This window comes from Bacillus sp. FJAT-27251, from assembly GCF_001273925.1.
In the GTDB taxonomy this organism is placed as follows: Bacteria; Bacillota; Bacilli; order Bacillales; family Cytobacillaceae; genus Mesobacillus_B.
Genome location: NZ_LIGG01000001.1, coordinates 604,952 through 623,572, shown reverse-complemented (window position 1 = coordinate 623,572; position 18,621 = coordinate 604,952). Strand labels below are relative to the sequence as shown.

At 49.6% G+C, this 18,621-nt stretch carries 21 protein-coding genes, 1 pseudogene and 1 riboswitch; all 22 genes and pseudogenes read left to right on the top strand.

All coding sequences use genetic code 11. From position 1 onward, the window contains the following. Positions 1 to 47: 47 nt before the first annotated feature. Positions 48 to 137, top strand: a riboswitch (cyclic di-GMP riboswitch). Between the two features lie 75 nt (positions 138 to 212). Then, on the top strand, positions 213 to 614 hold the full coding sequence (gene flgB / locus ADU22_RS03005; RefSeq protein WP_053360841.1) for a flagellar basal body rod protein FlgB: 402 nt from the start codon (positions 213 to 215) through the stop codon (positions 612 to 614). A gap of 6 nt (positions 615 to 620) precedes the next feature. Next, entirely contained in the window at positions 621 to 1,067 is a 447-nt protein-coding gene (gene flgC, locus ADU22_RS03000; RefSeq protein WP_053360840.1) for a flagellar basal body rod protein FlgC, read from the top strand. 63 nt (positions 1,068 to 1,130) lie between these two features. After that, positions 1,131 to 1,427 carry a flagellar hook-basal body complex protein FliE gene (fliE, locus tag ADU22_RS02995; RefSeq protein ID WP_053360839.1) on the top strand — a complete coding sequence of 99 codons (297 nt, stop codon included), beginning with the start codon at positions 1,131 to 1,133 and terminating at the stop codon, positions 1,425 to 1,427. Between the two features lie 25 nt (positions 1,428 to 1,452). Beyond that, entirely contained in the window at positions 1,453 to 3,078 is a 1,626-nt protein-coding gene (fliF, locus tag ADU22_RS02990) for a flagellar basal-body MS-ring/collar protein FliF (protein WP_053360838.1), read from the top strand. Between the two features lie 11 nt (positions 3,079 to 3,089). Next, a complete protein-coding gene (gene fliG / locus ADU22_RS02985) occupies positions 3,090 to 4,103 on the top strand; it encodes a flagellar motor switch protein FliG (protein WP_053360837.1) in 1,014 nt (337 codons plus the stop codon). Further along, positions 4,096 to 4,908: a FliH/SctL family protein gene (locus tag ADU22_RS02980; protein WP_053360836.1), complete on the top strand. Its 813-nt coding sequence runs from the start codon at positions 4,096 to 4,098 to the stop codon at positions 4,906 to 4,908. The genes fliG and ADU22_RS02980 overlap by 8 nt, the downstream gene beginning before the upstream one ends. Continuing rightward, positions 4,889 to 6,202, top strand: a complete 1,314-nt coding sequence (fliI, locus tag ADU22_RS02975) for a flagellar protein export ATPase FliI (RefSeq protein WP_053360835.1) — start codon at positions 4,889 to 4,891, stop codon at positions 6,200 to 6,202. The genes ADU22_RS02980 and fliI overlap by 20 nt, the downstream gene beginning before the upstream one ends. Positions 6,203 to 6,204: 2 nt before the next feature. After that, positions 6,205 to 6,663, top strand: coding sequence for a flagellar export protein FliJ (fliJ, locus tag ADU22_RS02970; protein ID WP_053360834.1), 459 nt, complete (start codon positions 6,205 to 6,207; stop codon positions 6,661 to 6,663). After that, positions 6,638 to 7,960: a flagellar hook-length control protein FliK gene (locus tag ADU22_RS02965; RefSeq protein ID WP_053360833.1), complete on the top strand. Its 1,323-nt coding sequence runs from the start codon at positions 6,638 to 6,640 to the stop codon at positions 7,958 to 7,960. Before fliJ ends, ADU22_RS02965 begins: the two co-directional genes overlap by 26 nt. Positions 7,961 to 7,976: 16 nt before the next feature. Continuing rightward, positions 7,977 to 8,417, top strand: coding sequence for a flagellar hook capping FlgD N-terminal domain-containing protein (locus tag ADU22_RS02960; RefSeq protein WP_053360832.1), 441 nt, complete (start codon positions 7,977 to 7,979; stop codon positions 8,415 to 8,417). A 52-nt stretch (positions 8,418 to 8,469) separates the two neighbouring features. After that, positions 8,470 to 9,291: a flagellar hook-basal body complex protein gene (locus ADU22_RS02955; RefSeq protein ID WP_053360831.1), complete on the top strand. Its 822-nt coding sequence runs from the start codon at positions 8,470 to 8,472 to the stop codon at positions 9,289 to 9,291. 51 nt (positions 9,292 to 9,342) lie between these two features. Further along, positions 9,343 to 9,558 (top strand): flagellar FlbD family protein, encoded by a 216-nt coding sequence (locus tag ADU22_RS02950; RefSeq protein ID WP_053360830.1) that lies wholly within the window; start codon positions 9,343 to 9,345, stop codon positions 9,556 to 9,558. A gap of 11 nt (positions 9,559 to 9,569) precedes the next feature. Further along, the gene (gene fliM / locus ADU22_RS02945) at positions 9,570 to 10,541 is read left to right on the top strand and encodes a flagellar motor switch protein FliM (protein ID WP_231687835.1); all 972 of its coding nucleotides are present in this window, start codon (positions 9,570 to 9,572) and stop codon (positions 10,539 to 10,541) included. Between the two features lie 134 nt (positions 10,542 to 10,675). Next, positions 10,676 to 11,005, top strand: a pseudogene (gene fliN, locus ADU22_RS02940) (flagellar motor switch protein FliN); the annotation flags it as partial. A 27-nt stretch (positions 11,006 to 11,032) separates the two neighbouring features. Further along, a complete protein-coding gene (locus ADU22_RS02935; protein ID WP_053360828.1) occupies positions 11,033 to 11,671 on the top strand; it encodes a flagellar biosynthetic protein FliO in 639 nt (212 codons plus the stop codon). Beyond that, positions 11,668 to 12,357, top strand: coding sequence for a flagellar type III secretion system pore protein FliP (fliP, locus tag ADU22_RS02930; protein WP_053360827.1), 690 nt, complete (start codon positions 11,668 to 11,670; stop codon positions 12,355 to 12,357). The genes ADU22_RS02935 and fliP overlap by 4 nt, the downstream gene beginning before the upstream one ends. 15 nt (positions 12,358 to 12,372) lie before the next feature. Continuing rightward, positions 12,373 to 12,642: a flagellar biosynthesis protein FliQ gene (fliQ, locus tag ADU22_RS02925; RefSeq protein ID WP_053360826.1), complete on the top strand. Its 270-nt coding sequence runs from the start codon at positions 12,373 to 12,375 to the stop codon at positions 12,640 to 12,642. A 7-nt stretch (positions 12,643 to 12,649) separates the two neighbouring features. After that, positions 12,650 to 13,426 carry a flagellar biosynthetic protein FliR gene (gene fliR / locus ADU22_RS24530; RefSeq protein WP_053360825.1) on the top strand — a complete coding sequence of 259 codons (777 nt, stop codon included), beginning with the start codon at positions 12,650 to 12,652 and terminating at the stop codon, positions 13,424 to 13,426. Between the two features lie 3 nt (positions 13,427 to 13,429). Continuing rightward, positions 13,430 to 14,485, top strand: coding sequence for a flagellar biosynthesis protein FlhB (flhB, locus tag ADU22_RS24525; protein WP_053360824.1), 1,056 nt, complete (start codon positions 13,430 to 13,432; stop codon positions 14,483 to 14,485). 53 nt (positions 14,486 to 14,538) lie between these two features. Then, the gene (gene flhA, locus ADU22_RS02910) at positions 14,539 to 16,539 is read left to right on the top strand and encodes a flagellar biosynthesis protein FlhA (RefSeq protein WP_502688755.1); all 2,001 of its coding nucleotides are present in this window, start codon (positions 14,539 to 14,541) and stop codon (positions 16,537 to 16,539) included. Continuing rightward, a complete protein-coding gene (flhF, locus tag ADU22_RS02905; RefSeq protein ID WP_053360822.1) occupies positions 16,536 to 17,753 on the top strand; it encodes a flagellar biosynthesis GTPase FlhF in 1,218 nt (405 codons plus the stop codon). The genes flhA and flhF overlap by 4 nt, the downstream gene beginning before the upstream one ends. Further along, positions 17,746 to 18,615, top strand: a complete 870-nt coding sequence (locus ADU22_RS02900; protein ID WP_053360821.1) for a MinD/ParA family protein — start codon at positions 17,746 to 17,748, stop codon at positions 18,613 to 18,615. Before flhF ends, ADU22_RS02900 begins: the two co-directional genes overlap by 8 nt. The last annotated feature ends 6 nt before the right edge of the window (positions 18,616 to 18,621 follow it).

Below are 18,621 nucleotides of genomic sequence, written 5' to 3'. Positions count from 1 at the left end.
TGGCGAAATTGTCGAATTTGACTAGTTAATAACAAAATAAATTATCGTCACGATAATGGCAAACTCATTCGAAAGGTGAGGACGCAAAGCCACGGGCCTTCATTCATTCACGTGAATATGGCAGCCGGGTTGCCGAAAGATGGTAGGATGATTCTGTCAATCCACCCTTTTTCGGGGTGGATTTTTTTAATGCAAAAAAAGGAGGCAAATCTATGAATCTATTTCCCCAATCGTTCCAAGTCCTGGAGAGATCTTTATCAGCATCTGCATTAAAGCAGAAAGTTATCGCTTCCAATATCGCCAATGTGGACACGCCGGACTACAAGAGTAAAAAGGTCGATTTCCAGGAGGTATTGAATGGTGCCATCAGCCAGCGGGCGATTCCCAGTTATAAGACGAATTCCAGGCATTTGCCGTTCAGCAGTGAAGGTTCGTCCTTCAACCCTGCCATAAAAACGAATCATGGAACGAAATTCAAATCGAACGGCAATAACGTGGATATGGACTACGAAATGGCCGAGCTGGCGAAAAACCAATTATGGTATAACGCACTGACCGATCGGGTGAATGGCCACTTCAATAATTTGCGCAGTGTCATCAATGAAGGGAGGTAAAAGGATTTGGGCTTGTTTAACGGAATGAATATCAGCGCTTCAGGCTTGACAGCCAACCGCTTGCGAATGGATGTGGTCTCTTCCAATATCGCGAATGCCAATACAACGCGAGCACAACTGGTGAATGGCGAGTGGGTGCCTTATCGCCGAAAGTCTGTTGAATTGACGCAAAGCGCATTTGGACAGCAGCTGCAGACCGCGATGAACAGAGGCGATGGAAAGGTTTCCGGAGTAACCGTTTCAAGAATTGAGGAAGACCGGACCCCCTTTCAGCTTTCCTTTGATCCTACGAATCCGGAAGCGGATGAAAATGGCTACGTCACCCTGCCTAATGTCGACCCCATCAAGGAAATGGTCGACCTGATTTCCGCGACACGTTCCTACGAAGCGAACGTGACCGCATTGAATGCCTCGAAAAACATGTTCATGAAAGCATTGGAAATTGGAAAATAACGAATCGTTTGAGTAAAAAATGAGGCAGGAGAACCGTCCCCCTGCATCAGAGGAGGTTATTTTATGAATAGTATTGGCCAGGTTCAGGCTCCGCTTTTGGGGAATCAGCTTATCGCTCCATCACGGGTGGAGAATAAGGGTGAGGGTTTTGGGGAGCTGTTTAAAAGTGCGCTGCAGGAAGTGAATGCGGCCCAGAAGGAGTCGCAGCTGAAAACGACCCAGTTGGCAATGGGGGAAGGTACGGATATTCATGATGTGATGATCGCATCGCAGAAGTCCAGCTTATCTCTGCAGCTGACGATCCAAATGCGCAATAAAGCCGTGGAAGCCTATCAAGAGATTATGAGAATGCAAGTTTGATTCCCATGATTAAGGTGATGACGAGATGAATGAAAGAATAACAAGATATAAAAATAAAACACTGGAAACATGGGGCAGTTTCCCGGGCAAGACAAGATGGCTGGTGGCGGGAACTTTTGTCCTTACGCTTGTGCTCCTGGTCGTAATGGTGTACATGTCTTCGAAGCCTAATCTATCGCCGCTTTATTCCGGATTGTCTCCTTCCGAGGCCGGGGAAATCAAAAGTGCCATTGAGGGACGGGGCATAGTGGCGGAAGTCAGTGCTGACGGGACGGCCATCTCTGTACCGAAGGAAGAAGTGGCCAACCTGAAAGTCGCGCTTGCCGCAGAAGGAATTCCGAAAAGCGGGAATGTGAATTACAGCATTTTTAGTGAAAACATGGGAATGGGGATGACTGACCGCCAATTTGATGTTGTGGAGCGGGATGCCATGCAGAATGAATTGGCTTTCCTGGTCAAGCAAATTGCCGGTGTGAATGATGCCAATGTCATGATTACCCTTCCAAAAGAAAATATCTGGATTACGGACGAGGAACAAGCAGCAACCGCGTCTGTTGTCATAAAAGGGGAACCGGCCTTCCAGCTGGACCAGAAGCAGGTTAACGGACTTTATCATCTGATCAGCAAGAGCGTTCCAAATCTGCCGACCGACCAGATTGTCATCATGGACCAAAGCGGCCGCACCTATGACCTGCAGGAAGGGAACGCGATTGATACGGCTCTTGGCGTTTATCAGCAGCAGCGCGAAATTCGCAAGGATATCGAGGAGGATATCCAGCGCGAGCTGCAGCAGATGCTCGGGCTGATCCTTGGCCGTGACAAGGTCGTTGTTTCCGTTATGGCCAGCGTGGATTTTACGAAGGAAAAACGGGAAGAGCAGCTTGTCGAGCCGGTCACGGATGACAATCAGGGAATTGAGATCAGTGTCGAGCGAATCAGGGAGAGCTACTCAAGCGAAGGCGGAGCGGTCAACGGCGGCACTGGAACAGGCGACACGGAAATCGCCAATTATCCAGCCGTTGACGGATCTGGAAACAGCGAATCGGAACGGACCGAAGACCGGATCAACCGGGAAGTCAACCGGATCAACCGCCAAATCGAGCTGAGTCCCTACGTGATTGATGACCTCACCGTCAATGTCGGTGTCGAACCACCGGAGCCAGGCAACCCGGCAAGCTTGACGCAGCAGACCGTCGGCGATATCCGAAACCTGCTGACGAATGTTGTTTCAAACTCCTTGAGCATGAATGGCGCGTTGCTTTCGGAAGAAGAGTTGGACAGCCGAATCTCTGTTTTTGCAACAGAATTCCAGGGCAAAGCCGTTGCAGCCGAACAAGAGGCTGACACAGGTCTTCTGAGCGAGGTATCGAGCAATGTCCTTCTTGTAGCCGGCGCCGTGCTAGCCGCCATCCTCCTGATTGTGGTCATCGCGATCTTAGTGCGCAGAAGGAAACGAAAGCAGGAGGAAGAGTTCTTTTTCGATGTGCTGGAAGAACCTGTGGCACAAGCCGCTCAGGCTGAAAAAGAAGAGATTGATTTATCGGAGTTTACATCAAGAGCAAATCCAAAACGGAAGACAATTGAGAAGCTGGCAAAGGAACGGCCTGAAGACTTTGCCAAATTGCTGCGCTCATGGATGTCCCAGGATTAGGAGAGGTGCTTATGGCTATACGTGAACGAGAGTTGAATGGCATTCAGAAAGTGGCCGTGCTGCTAGTCGAGCTGGGCCCTGAAGTCTCTGTCGAGTTGTTCAAACAATTGACCGAACAGGAAATCGATCATTTAACAATGGAAATCGCCAATGTCCGCAAAATCAAAAGCAGCCAAACCAATCAGGTTTTGAATGAATTTTATGAAATGATCCTGGCCCAGGACTTCATGAATGAAGGTGGCCTGGATTACGCAAAGGAAATCCTTGAAAAAGCACTGGGAAAAGATAAGGCTATCGAAACAATCGGCCGTCTCACCTCCCGTTTGCAGGTGAAACCGTTTGGTTTTGCGAGGCGGGCGGATCCGAAGCAAATACTGAGCATCCTGCAGCAGGAAAATGCCCAGACCATTGCCCTTGTCCTGTCGTATCTGGATTCCCGGCAATCATCGCAAATCCTTTCCCAGCTGCCGCCCGAAAAGCAGACAGAAGTGGCAAGAAGGATTGCCCTAATGGAAAGCACTTCGCCGGAGGTCATCCACCAGGTAGAGCAAATCCTGGAGCGCAAGCTTTCCGCTACCGGAACCCGTGACTATACATCGACTGGCGGAGTGGAAGCCATCGTGCAGGTACTGAGCAAGGTTGACCGCGGTACGGAAAAATCGATCCTTACCGAGCTGGAGCTGGATAATCCAAAGCTCGTGGAAGAAATCAAAAAGCGGATGTTTGTCTTTGAAGACATCGTCTACCTTGACCCTCGCTCGATTCAGCGGGTTCTCCGCGAAATAGAGGATCAGGATCTGACTTACTCCTTAAAAGCGGCCAGCGACGAGGTGAAAAATGTCCTCTACCGCAACATGTCCACAAGAAGGGCCGAGGCTCTCCGCGAGGAAATCGACTTTATGGGCCCTGTGAAGTTAAAAGATGTCGAAGACGCACAGGCTCGCATCGTGACCATGATCCGCAGCCTGGAGGAAAAAGGAGAAATCATCGTATCCAGGGGCGGAGGGGATGATGTGATTGTCTAACATCCTTCGCATCAATCAGCTTCCGCATCGCGAGCCATTGACCATTGCTGCCAGGAAAATCGAGGTCAAGCGCGAAAAAGCCGATCATCTGGCTGCCCTTGAACAAATCGATGATCCCATTAAACAGAGACAGCATCTGCAAATGGAAATCGCCGCCTTGAAAGAGCAGTACGGCCAATTGCACGACCAGATGGAAAAAGAACAGGAATCGGCCAGGTCCGCCATCGAAAGCTGGCGGCTCGCGCAGCAGCAGGAAGCGGAATCACAAGCTAAAAGGCTGGCGGAAGAGGCCGAGGCACAAGGCTTCCAATCCGGGTATGAACAAGGAATGCTTCAGGCAGAAGCAGAATACCAGCAAAAACAGCTCCAGATGCAGGAACTGCTTGAAACGGCTTATGTAGAAAGAAAAAAAATCATCCAGGACTCTGAACCTTTCCTTTTGTCGCTTAGCGTTAAAATCGCCGAGAAAGTGATCAAAGGAGAGCTGACGCAGCATTCCGAACAATTGCTCAACATGGTGAAACAATCGCTGAAGCAAGTCGAAGAGAAGGAGAATGTGGTCATACAAACTTCTCCAGAAGATTACAAAAGGCTTTTACCCTATCTTGATGAGTTTAAAACCTATATTGGACAAAATTCCGAAATAAAATTAATTCCTGTTGCCAATTTTACAAAAGGCGGCTGCATCATTCAAACAGCGGGCGGTTCCTATGATGTCTCCGTTACAAGCCAGCTTGATGAAATAAAGCAGCAATTGCTAGCTTATTGTGAGGAGAAGAGGAATCATGATGCCGGAGAAAGATGAGTACCTTGCCTTGCTAGAGGAAATCCAGCCGGTAAAAAAACACGGGAAAGTGACCCAGGTCATTGGATTGACGATCGAATCAAAAGGGCCGAATGCCAAAATAGGCGAACTGTGCCTGCTGTATCCAGGCGAAAAGGAAAAACCCATTGAAGCAGAGGTTGTCGGCTTCAGGGAAAACAGGGTCTTGCTGATGCCCTTAAGGGACGTGGCGCGGATAGGACCGGGCTGCCAGGTCATCGCCACCGGCGTCCCGCTGCAAATAAAAGTGGGACCGTCCATCCTTGGGCAGGTTCTTGACGGAACCGGAAATCCATTGGATGAAAACCCGCTTCCAAAAGGGCTGAAGAACTACTCCACCAATAATCATCCGCCCAACCCGTTAACAAGGCCAAGGATCACCAAGTCATTGGAAGTTGGTGTAAGGGCGATCGACGGGCTGCTGACCGTCGGGCAAGGGCAGCGGATTGGCGTCTTTGCCGGCAGCGGCGTCGGCAAAAGTACGCTGATGGGCATGATCGCACGCAATACCGAAGCCGATATCAACGTGATCGCACTCGTTGGCGAACGGGGCAGGGAAGTCCGTGATTTCATCGAGCGGGATTTGGGGCCCGAAGGCCTAAAGCGTTCCGTGCTCGTAGTGGCCACTTCCGACCAGCCGCCCCTTCAGCGGATAAAGGCGGCCCTTACGGCAACATCCATTGCCGAGTATTTCCGTGACCAGGGCAAAAACGTGATGCTGATGATGGACTCGGTCACACGGTTTGCGATGGCGCAGAGGGAAGTCGGCCTGGCCGTTGGCGAGCCACCTACGAGCAAAGGATATACACCGAGTGTGTTTGCTCTGCTTCCAAAGCTCCTGGAACGATCGGGAACATCGAGGCACGGATCTATTACCGCCTTTTATACCGTGCTCGTGGACGGGGACGACATGAATGAACCGATTGCCGATGCCGTCCGGGGAATCCTTGATGGACATATTGTGCTCGATCGGAAAATTGCCCAAAAGGGACAATTTCCGGCCATCAACATTTTGGCCAGCGTGAGCCGGGTGATGCATGATATCGTCCAGGACGAGCATCAGAAGGCAGCTGTCCATTTTAAAAAGCTGCTGGCATCCTATGAGGCATCAGAGGACCTGATCAATATCGGCGCCTATAAGAGCGGCACAAACAAGGAAATAGACGATGCGATTCGTCTCTATCCGCTTATTAAAAAATTCCTGCAGCAGGATATCTATGAAAATACGAGTTTTAATGAAAATATTCAGCAATTAATGACAAATTTCAGAGGTTGAAGATGGCGAAATTCATTTATCCATTCCAGAAAATCCTGGACTATAAAGAAAATGAAAAGGAATTTGCACAGATTCAAATGGCTCAAGCCATTAGCATGCAAAAGGAAAGCCTCCGCAAAATCCAGGAAATCTATCAAAAAATCATCGAAGCTGAGAAGGAAAAAAATCAGAGACAGCAAGATGGCGTCAATATTTTTGAACTAAGGATGCATGAACTTTATATCAATCAGCTGAACGAACAGCTGATGTCGGCCGAGCGCGAACTTGAGCAGATGGAAAGCCGTGTCGCCAAAACACAGGGGCATCTGCAGGTCAAAGTCCAGGAAGAAAAAACCTGGAGCAACTTGAAAAAGCAAAAGTTAAGCCAGTTTGAACATCAGGCGAAAGCTGCGGAACAGGCCTATTTTGACGAGTTGGCCGCCAGCAGGTATTACCGTGCATCTGCTGTGGAAAGAGGGTGAGCTTATCGACGCACTAAGTCTCTCCTTCAAGGCGCCCGTACGCCAGGAGCAAAAGTCCACTACACCCGTAAGTGGCCAGTCAAACGAACATTCAGCTTTCTCCATGGTTTTCCAAACCGTTTCTTCCGGCCGGCAAAAGGCTGAGGGAGAAAACCAGCTCCGTGAAATGCTGGTGAAAATCGAAGAAGCACTGAAAGTTTTGCAAGAACTGCCTAAAGAAACGCTGTCGTCCGAAGAGATGGAAATCCTCGCGGGGATGCTGCAGATGTTCGCGCAGCAAATATCTTCCATCAAGGGCGGCAGGGAAAATCAGCAGCCAGGTTCTGTTTCTCAACAAACGGAAAAGCTTCCGAAATGGTTATCTGCTATAAGTTTCGAACAGGATGTCCCTTTTATGGGGGCAGATGAAAAAAAACTTTCCATGCCGCTTTCTGAATATGAAGGGGCAGACAACGTCATGGCTTTTGAGGAATTGGAACAGGCAAAAAGCGTGATCGCTCTTGTGAAGGAATTGGAACAGCAGGCGGGAAAACCGTTTCAAGGCGTATCATCACAAAGGCTGCTTCAGCAGTTAAACAGCCTTTTGCAAGAAATGCCACATCCCGCCGAACAAGCTGAGATAGATCAGGAACCTTTGGAAATAGAGTCGTCCCTTCCATTAACCGGAGGGCAGAAGACAAGCGGAAACATCCTTGACCAGGCTCCTCCTCAACCGGGGAATGGCGGGAATCCATCAGAACCGCTTCCGGGGCAGACGAACAGCGCGCCCTTAACGGGAATGGCCCTGAACGGCGTCCAGGAAGGGCCTGCTGCCCCTAAAGCTGAAAGCAGCCAGCAGACTTCGGCTGTCCGTTTCAGCCATTTGATTGAAGACCTTGGCGAGGTCTTTAGGGGAACCATACGTCTCCAGTCGAGTTCCGAAGCAGCGCAAATGAGGGTGAATATTTTTCCAGAGCATCTGGGCCATTTGGATATTGTCCTGACTTCAACGGAAGGCAAGGTGACGGCGCAAATCTTCACGGCCAGTCTTGCCGCGAAGGAAGCACTGGACCTTCAAATCAGCCAGTTAAGGAATGCGCTCATTCAGCAGGGCGTTTCCGTTGAAAAAATTGAAGTTGCCCACCAGCCGTCACACCAGTCCTTTGGCGAGCAGCATGCCCATCACGACCAGCGTTCTTCACAGCAGCAAAGACAGGGCATTTCCCAGCGCAGCGGCTATTTCCCGGTGGAAGAGGAAACACCTGCTGAACGCCCTCATTACGCCGCTGGATCGGTGCAGGTGGATTATACCGTTTAATGAAAGGAGAAAGTCCATGAATGTAAACAGTGCAGGCACGGCCAATATCCAGAATGGGGCTCCGGTAAAGCAGGCCGAAGCACAAAATGGGCTTGGCAAAGATGCTTTCATGAAGATTTTAGTCGCACAGCTAAAACACCAGGACCCCCTGGAACCCTTAAAAGACGCGGAATTCATTGGCCAAATGGCCCAGTTCAGTTCCCTCGAGCAATTAACGAATTTAAACCAGTCCATGAACCAGTTTATTGGGCTCCAGGGAAACAAGATGAGTGAACACGCAGATTTGCTGGGCACGACCGTCTACTGGGAAAGTGATGCTTCAGGCGTCCTCCAGTCTGGAGAAGGAGTCGTCAGGGCGTTGGCGATCAAAAATGGAGAGTTGATGGCAGAGTTTGAGAATCAGGACCTCTCCATCCCGATTGCCCATATCCACCGCATCGAAAAGGATGCCAAATAAACTAAAAAGAACATTGTCCAACATTAGGACAGGAATGGAAGGGGAATAAAAGATGCTTCGTTCAATGTACTCCGGTGTTTCGGGGATGAAAGGCTTTCAAACAAAATTGGATGTGATTGGGAACAATATTGCGAATGTGAATACAGTTGGCTATAAGAAAAGCCGCATCAATTTTCAGGACCTGTTAAGTCAAAACGTTTCGAACAGCAGCGTGAATCCGATGCAGGTAGGGCTGGGGAATAGTACTTCCTCGATTGACGTCCTGCATACACCGGGCTCGCTCATGACCACAGGAGTGAATACCGATGTTTCGATTATGGGTGACGGATTCTTTGTCGTCCAAAACCAGCAAGATAATGGCCAGCCCATCTCCTATTTAACACGTTCGGGAAATTTTGTGGTGGATAAGGAAGGCCAGCTGCTTACAACACAAGGCTACCAGGTTATGGGACGCAGCGGTGCGAATAATGCTGTGGTTGGACCGATTACCATTGATCCAGCTGTCTACGATTCCTTTGCCATTAACCGCGCAGGCGAAATTTACGGAAAACGATCAGCGGACGGACAGGAAATCCTGATTTCGACGCTGGGAATCGTCACCCCAGAGAACCCGGCTGGACTTAGCAAAGTGGGCGGATCTTTATATGCCATGACCATAAGTGCGGATGAAAATGGCGTCATCGATAATGCCGATATCCAAACAGCAAGAGGAGCCAATACCGAAGTCATTTCCGGCCAGCTCGAAATGTCCAACGTCGACCTTACGGAAGAGTTCACGGAAATGATTGTGGCCCAGCGCGGTTTCCAGGCGAATTCACGGATTATCACAACTTCCGATGAGATCCTGCAGGAAGTCGTTAACCTGAAACGATAAAAATAGGAGGACCAGACCGGGAGGGATACTCCTCTCCCGTCTGCTTTTAACATGATCCAGTTAACCAGATTCAATCAGTCAACGATTACCTTGAACGCCATTTATATTGAAAAAATCGAGTCCACGCCGGACACGGTGATCACCCTGCTGTCAGGAAGCAAGGTGCATGTATTGGAAAGTGCGGAAGAGGTAGGAGATAAAGTGACGGCGTTCTATCAGAAAGTAAACCTTTTGCATGCTTTGCAAAAACCAAACCGGAATGAATGAGGAGGCAGGGAGTGTTGGTGAATTTACAGTCAGGTCATGATGGTCCGCTTCCCGCGTCCGCCGGCAAAAGGACTGGGGCAGGAAAAGGCAGGAAAATTAAAACATATGATTTTAAAAATGCGATGCGCTTTTCACAGGAGCAGATCCGGACCTTGTCAAGGATCCATGAAAACTGTGCCCGGCTGCTGACATCCTATTTTTCGACCCAGCTTAGGACATTTGTCCAGATATCCGTATCCGAAGTGGTCCAGTATTCATATGAAGAGTTCATTGCAAAAGTCGAGAAAAGTTCCATTCTGGGAGTGTTCAAGGCTCCTCCCCTTCAAGGAAGCATGGTGATGGCGATACCGCCGAACATTGCCTATCTCATGCTGGACAGACTGCTTGGCGGGCAGGGAAGGGTATCGATGCTGAACTCGAATTTGACCGATATCGAAACAGCTGTTATTCAAAGGGTCTTCACGAGAGCGTTAAGCAGTTTCCAGGAGGCCTGGTCTTCCGTTGAGAAGCTCTCGCCGGAATTAACGGAACTGGAAGTGAATCCACAGTTTTTGACGATGGTGCCGCCTAACGAGACCGTCATTGTCGTTTCCCTGCATTCCATCATTGGCGATGCTGCCGGGACCATCCATATATGCCTGCCCCATGTGGCCCTTGAGGAAGTGCTTCCCAAATTGTCGGCCCGGCATTGGCTGGCGACACAAAAGAAGGCAATGGCAAGCCACGAAGCGGAAGCGATGGAAAAGAAGCTGAAAGGAACAAAGCTGGACGTTAAAGCCATCCTGGGGAGGTCGACGATCGACATTAGCGAGTTCCTGCAGCTAAAAACAGACGATGTGATCCGCCTGGATGGGAACTACCACGATCCGCTTACCGTGCTGGTGGACAATAAACGGAAATTCCTTGCCCAGCCGGGGATATCAAAAGGCAGGTCGGCTGTCCAGGTTACGCATGTGATGGAAGAGGGAGATGATTTTGAATGACCAATATAAAGCTGTCTGCGGAAGAAATCAATATGCTGCTGGGCCAAGAGGGGCCTGAAGAAAATGAACACAATACGGAGGAGGAGTTTCCCGCAATGAACCACGAGAAAGAAAATTCCCAGCCTGGCACTTTGGGGGGAACCCCGAATGTCCAGCCTGTACAATTTTCAAATCTGGATGATAGTGCTCCCCAACTCCMGGGAAGCAATAATCTCGATCTTTTGCTTGATATCCCTCTTCAAGTGACCGTCGAGCTCGGGCGTACGAAAAAGATGGTAAAGGAAATCCTGGATGTTTCCCCGGGCTCCATTATCGAGCTGGATAAACTGGCGGGCGAGCCTGTTGATATTTTAGTGAACAATAAGTTGATTGCGGTCGGAGAAGTTGTCGTCATTGATGACAATTTCGGCGTAAGGGTTACGGATATCCTGAGTCCAATGGACCGGATTTCCAAGCTCCGTTAATTTGATCTTCTAAGGAGTGCACCAGATTTGATTCAAAAAGCAGTTATGGTTTGCCTGGCGGTTGCCTTATTCGTAAGTTCCTGCCACCCTTTTGCGGCGGCAGCGGAAGAGCCGAATGTGATGGATTGGCTGAATGAGGAAGAATCCGGGAAACAGCCGGCCGAAACAGCGCCGGATACCAATGCAGCTACAGACAATGCAGGTCCGAACAATGCCATGGACAAGAGCCCGATTCTGTTAATCAGCCAGCTGCTGTTTTATACGCTCCTGATTGTGGCCATGATTTATGGACTCATCAAGTTTCTGGCCTCAAGGCAGAAAAAGCTGCAGCCCAACCAGGCTATCGATTTGATTGGCGGGACGGCACTAGGAACCAATAAATCGCTTCAGCTTGTAAAAGTGGGCGGGAAGGTGTTCCTGCTTGGAGTGGCCGATCAAATCACCCTGATCAAGGAGTTTTCAGGTGAAGACGACCTTGGAACCTTTGAGAATAATCCGAAGGAACCCTCGTCATTCGCGAATTCGCTGCTGGGCTTAAAGAAAAAACAAAGCCAAAGCGGCCAATTCGATCAGCTGTTCAAGCGGAGCCTGGATAAACAAAGGAACAGGCAGGATCAGCTTGAACAGGACCTGGTTCCAAACGATAAGGAAGGCAGGAACACATGATGGAGAGTCTTCTGCTTTCAGTCGCGATACCGGGAATTGATTTTGGGACTGACGCTCCCGAAGATGTGGGGATTACGCTTCAGCTGCTGTTTTTGCTGACGGTTTTGTCGCTCGCTCCCGGGATTTTGATCATGCTGACCTGTTTTACCAGGATTGTGATTGTCCTGTCCTTCGTCCGGACGGCGCTCGGAACCCAGTCGATGCCGCCCAACCAGGTCCTGATCGGTCTGGCCTTGTTTCTAACCTTTTTCGTGATGGCACCTGTGTTCACTGAAGTCAATGAAACGGCCCTGCAGCCCTATCTGGCGGGGGATATGCCCCAGGATGAGGCTCTCGATGCGGCCATCCTGCCTGTTAAGGAATTCATGGCAAAGCACACGAGGGAAAAGGATCTGGCGCTGTTTTTTAAATACGGCCAGCTGGAGAAACCAAACAGTATCGAAGAGATTCCTTTGACGGCGTTGATTCCGGCATTTGCCATCAGCGAGCTGAAAACGGCTTTCCAGATTGGGTTTGTCATCTTTATTCCATTTTTAGTGATTGATATGGTGGTCGCCAGTACCCTGATGGCAATGGGGATGATGATGCTTCCCCCTGTCATGATTTCCCTGCCGTTTAAAATTTTATTATTCGTGCTTGTGGATGGCTGGTATTTAATTGTAGAGTCGCTGCTTGTCAGCTTTTAAGAAGGGGGAAACCTTATGACGCCGGATATGGTCATACACCTGGCCCAACAATCCATCTATACGATTATGAAGATTTCTGCTCCTTTGCTGTTAATCGCACTGGCTGTCGGACTGCTTGTCAGCGTTTTTCAGGCGATGACTCAAATCCAGGAGCAGACGCTGGCATTCATTCCGAAGATTCTGGCCGTGTTTTTGTCGATTGTGGTTTTCGGGCCGTGGATGCTGACGACTTTATTGGATTTTACACGAGAATTGTTTCAGAACCTTCCACATTTAATCGGGTAGTGAAGACATGAATATCGTTCTTGAGATGCTTCCTAACTTTCTGCTTGTTTTTGTCCGGATTACGTCGTTCTTCCTGATTGCACCCCTGTTTTCGATGAGGGGAGTGCCATCCCAATACAAGATTGGACTGGCCTTTTTTATTGCTCTGTTCGCTTTTTCACCCGGTCTCGAACAAGAGCCGATCATGATGGACGGAAGCTATCTGTTTTTGATTGTAAAAGAGGTATTTGTCGGGCTTGCCATCGGCTTTATCGCAGCGATGCTGTTATACGCCGTCCAGGTAGCCGGGGCGTTTATCGACTTCCAGATGGGATTCGCCCTTGCCAATGTGATGGACCCGCAGACCGGTGCGCAGGTACCGATTATGGGGCATTTTAAATATATGCTCGCACTGTTGTTCCTGCTTGCCGCCGATGGGCATCACCTCCTGCTGGATGGAGTCATGAGAAGCTTTGTGCTGATCCCCTTGGAAACTGTTTCTTTTTCGCTGGAAAACGGGGAAATCGCCCTTCTTGTGAGCACGATGTTTTTGCAGATGTTCCTGATTGCCATGCAAATGGCTCTGCCGGTTGTCGGCGCCCTCTTTTTAGTGGATGTCGCGCTCGGGATCCTGGCGAAAACCGTTCCGCAGCTCAACATCTTTGCCGTAGGTTTTCCTGTTAAAATCCTGGCCGGGTTTATGATGCTGATCCTGGCGATGCCGTTTTTCTTTTATGTGCTTCAGAGTCTGTTTAAAAAAATCATGATCAGCCTGTCAGGGTTGGTCAAGTTATTAGGGGCATAAAATATGGCTGGTGAAAAAACAGAAAAAGCGACCCCCCAGAGGAGGCAGGAATCACGAAGGAAAGGGCAGGTGGCCAAAAGTGCCGAAGTGCCCGCGGCCCTGATCATGCTCGGGAGCTTCCTGCTGCTTAATTTTATCGGGGAAGAGCTGCTGGAAAGCCTTCTTGCACTCTATAAGATTCATTTTAATCAGTACATCAACTGGGAATTGACTCCCCAAACCATCAGGATTTTGCTTCAGGAAGTAACCTTCAAGGTGTTTACCATCATGCTGCCGGTGGCGGCAGTCGCCATCGTGTTCGGCGTTTTGGGGAACTTTGTCCAAGTTGGCTCCCTGTTCACAACCGAACCGCTGAAAATGAAGCTCGAAAAGCTCAATCCGATTGAAGGGGCGAAGAAAATCTTCTCCATCCGCAGTCTGGTGGAGCTGCTCAAGTCTTTGCTCAAAATCGCGATCATCTCAGCGGCGGCTATTGGGGTGCTGTGGCAGGGAAAGGACGAGCTGTTTCTCCTGTCGCAAAAAAGCATTGGCCAATCGCTGTCCTATCTGGCCAAAATGGTGTTCCAGCTTGGTTTGGCCGCTTCAATTATTTTATTATGCCTGGCGATATTGGACTATATGTACCAAAAATACGAGTTCGAAAAAAGCATCCGGATGTCCAAACAGGATATCCAGGATGAAATGAAAAAATCGGAGGGGGACCCTCTGATTAAATCAAGGATAAAAGAGAAGCAAAGGCAGCTGGGCATGAACCGGATGATTCAGGATTTGCCCAAGGCAGATGTCCTGATCACCAACCCGACGCACTATGCGATTGCCCTTCAGTATGATCCCGAAACGATGGATGCCMCAATGGTGATTGCCATGGGAAAAGACCATCTTGCGCTGAAAATTAAAGAAAAAGCGAAAGAATTGAACATTGTGATGATGGAAAATAAACCGCTCGCCCGTGCCCTGTATCAGCAAGTCGACATCGGCGACTATGTTCCCGAGGATTTGTTCCAGGCCGTGGCGGAGGTATTAGCATATGTTTACAGATTAAAAGGAAAGATCACCTAGGGAGGAGAACGTGCTTGAAACTCAAAGATTTATCGGTCCTGGTCGCAGTCATCATGATCGTGGTGATGATGGTGATCCCTCTTCCGCCGCTGTTATTGGATATATTGATCCTGATCAATATCAGCCTCTCCTTGACGATCATCCTTGTGGCCATGAATACCCAGGAGGCGCTGCAATTTTCAATTTTCCCGTCGCTGTTGCTGCTTACCACCTTGTTCCGACTGGGATTGAACGTTTCCACAACTCGGTCGATCCTGACCAATCAAACAGGAGGAGAGGTTGTTGAGACATTTGGTTCCTTCGTTGTCGGCGGCAGTCCGATCATCGGTCTGGTGGTCTTCCTGATTTTAGTGATTATCCAGTTTCTTGTCATCACAAAAGGATCCGAACGAGTGGCCGAAGTGGCGGCCCGCTTTACCCTGGATTCGATGCCCGGAAAGCAGATGAGCATTGATGCCGACCTTGGCGCCGGGCTGATTTCCGAAAGCGATGCGAGGAAACGAAGGGAAAAGATCAGCCAGGAAGCCGATTTTTATGGAGCCATGGACGGTGCGAGCAAGTTTGTCAAAGGAGACGCGATTGCCGGAATCATCATTACCCTTATTAATATTCTCGGCGGCTTGCTGATCGGTGTGGTCGTCCATCAGATGTCTTTCGGCGAGGCAGCGCAGCTGTTTACGCTCCTGTCGATTGGGGATGGACTGGTCAGCCAGATCCCGGCGCTGCTGATTTCCACTGCATCAGGGATTGTCGTTACAAGGGCTGCTTCGGATGGCAACCTTGGCACCGATATCACGAGGCAGCTCTCCGCCTATCCGAAAATGCTTTATGTGGTGGCGGGTACACTTGCTTTAATTGCGGTCTTTACTCCGATCAACATTTTTTTAATCCTGCCGATTGCGGGCCTTGTCGCTTTCGCCGCCTATAAAATGGACCGTGCCAGTGCGGCCGAGGAAGCGGAAGTGAACGAAACGGCCGATGACACGCAGGAGCTCGAAAAATTGAAAAGTCCTGAAAGTGTCATGGATCTCCTTCAAGTCGATTCCATCGAATTCGAATTTGGCTATGGGCTGATTCCGATTGCCGATAAAAACCAGGGCGGCGATTTATTGGACCGGGTGATTATGATCCGGAGGCAAATCGCGATTGAACTGGGCATTGTTGTCCCTGTCATCCGGATTCGGGATAATATTCAGCTTCGTCCCAATGAATACACCATCAAGATCAAAGGAAACAAGGTGGCCGCCGGCGAGATCATGCTTGATCATTACCTGGCCATCTCCCCTGGCATCGACGATGAAAATGTGACCGGGATTGAAACCGTCGAACCGGCCTTTGGCATGCCGGCTCTGTGGGTCAATGAGGAAATGAAGGAAGAAGCCGAGCTTTCAGGCTATGCGATTGTCGATCCGCCATCCGTCGTCTCGACCCATCTGACGGAAGTCATCAGGAGGCATGCGCATGAGCTGATTGGAAGGCAGGAAGTCAAATCATTGATTGACCATGTAAGAGAGACCTCGCCAGCCGTTGTCGAAGAGCTGATTCCGCAGATGATGACAATCGGCGAAGTGCAGAAAGTGCTAATGAAGCTTTTAAAAGAAAAGGTCTCCATCCGGAATTTGCTTGTCATCCTGGAGTCGCTGGCCGATTATGCTGCCCAGACAAAAGACATCGACCTGCTGACCGAATATGTGAGGCAGTCGCTTTCGAGGCAGATTTCCCTGCAGTATGCCAACCAGAATGAAATCCTGCAGGTGATCACGGCAGGAGCAAGCCTTGAAAAGAAAGTGGCGGAATCGGTGCACCGGACCGAGCAGGGGAACTATTTATCGCTTGACCCGGCCACTTCGCAGACGATCTATCAGACAATTTCCGAGCAGGCCCAGCAGCTGCAGGCCTCTGGCGTCCAGCCGATTTTGCTGACCTCGCCTGCCATCCGTATGTATATCCGCCAGTTTCTGGAGCGCTATCTGCCGGACCTTACCGTGCTTTCCTATAACGAACTGGAACCAGACATTGAAATTCAAAGCGTCGGAGTGGTGAATTTATCATGAGGCTAAAAACATACACCGTCAACAGCATGCCTGAAGGAATGGCGCAGATTAAAAAAGATATGGGCGAAGATGCCCTGATTTTAAATACAAAAAAGGTGAAGACCCGCGGCTTTTTCGGATTTTTCACGAAGGAAAAGCTCGAAATTATCGCGGCGGTCGAGACAGAGCCGGCCAAACAAGTGCCGAAGCCGGTAAAACACGAGGCCAAGCCGGCCGAACACATGCCATATCCAAAAGAGGCACCGGAAGCCATGGGGCATCCCGGCCATGCCTTTGCCCAGGTAATGGCAGGAAGGAAAGCTGCACAGCCGGAACGGAATGGACTTTATCCCGAACCGGAAGAGAGCACCTCGAACGAACTCATGCGCGAACTGAAGAATATTAAAAAAATGATGGTCCAGGTGATGGAGGAAGACCGGCTGCCGCAACCAATCCAATTGGTTAACGAAAGATTAACCCGGCAGGAAGTGGCTCCCGAAATTCGGTCGGACATCCTCGCAAGGCTGATGGCGCAGGCGGGGCAGCAGGATGGGKTCACAAGTGAACAAGCGCATGCCGCGGCACGGCGTGAAATCATTCATATCATCAACACTCATCAAAAAACTACTGAGGCAAAAAACAGCGGAATGATTTGCTTCGCTGGTCCTACCGGGGTAGGCAAAACGACGACCATCGCCAAGATAGCGGCGGACTATCTTCTCAACGCCAATCAAAAAGTGGGGCTGATCACTTCGGATACGTACCGGATCGCCGCGGTCGAGCAATTAAAGACATATGCCGGAATTTTGAATATCCCGATCAAAATTGTCCAGTCTGCGGCCGAAGTGAGCCAGGCAGTATCGGAGCTGAGTGCCTGCGACATTATCCTGATGGATACAGCCGGGAGAAATTATCAGCAAAAACAGTACATTCAGGAACTGGAAATGCTCCTTGGCGGCCATCGCAAGGTCCAGACCAATGTCGTGCTGAGCCTTACTTCCAAATATGAAGATATGAAAAAAATGATTGACAACTTTCAGGCGATGGAGATTGACCAGCTGATTTTGACCAAAAAAGATGAGACCAGTTCCTATGGCAGCATCCTCAACCTGATCCATGAATACTCGATCCCATTGCGGTATATCACCGATGGACAAAACGTCCCGGATGATATTATCAGTGTTACTCCTGAGTTCATTGCAAACCTTTTAATGGGAGACGATGAGAATGATTGACCAAGCCAGACAATTGCGGGAAAAAGTCCGCCAAAAGGAATCCCAGGCGGAGCAAAGAAGGACACGCATCATTGCCGTCACTAGCGGAAAAGGCGGTGTGGGAAAATCCAACTTTGCCGTGAATTTCGCGCTGAGCCTCGTGAAGCAAGATAAAAAGGTCCTGATTTTCGACGTTGACCTCGGATTTGCTAATGTCGATGTCCTACTGGGGCGGTCCCCCAATGAAACGATTGCGACCATGCTGGAGAAGGATTTGTCGGTATGGGACATTATCGAGGAAGGCCCGGAAGGCTTATTGTTCATTTCAGGCGGCACAGGCTTTAATGACTTATTCTCGTTTGACGAAAACAGGATGAATAAGTTCCTGCACGAATTAAGCGCCATCCAGGGACATGTGGACTATATCATCCTCGATACCGGCGCAGGGCTCTCACAGGAAAATTTGCGGTTCATTTTGGCGGCCGATGAGGTCATTTTGGTCACCACTCCTGAACCGACAGCCGTGACCGACGCCTATGCCGTCGTGAAAATGGTCCACTCCACGGACCAAAACGTCGTCATGAAGCTTATCATCAACCAGTGTACAAGTGAAAAAGAAGGAATCCAGACAGCCGCCAATTTTAAAAAAGTGACAGAGAGGTTTTTAAATAAATCCATTAGCACTCTTGGGTTTATTCCCAGTGATGCTCATGTCGCCAGTTCGGTAAAAAGGCAGGCTCCGTTTCTGCTAAGCTTTCCGAACTGCCAGGCTGCGAAGGCTGTACAGCACATTGCCTGTGAATTCCTGGAGCAGCCGGCTCCTCCTAAGCTTGGAGTCAAAGGTTTCCTATTAAAAATGCTTTTTAAAAACCAGTCGTCATAGGTGGTG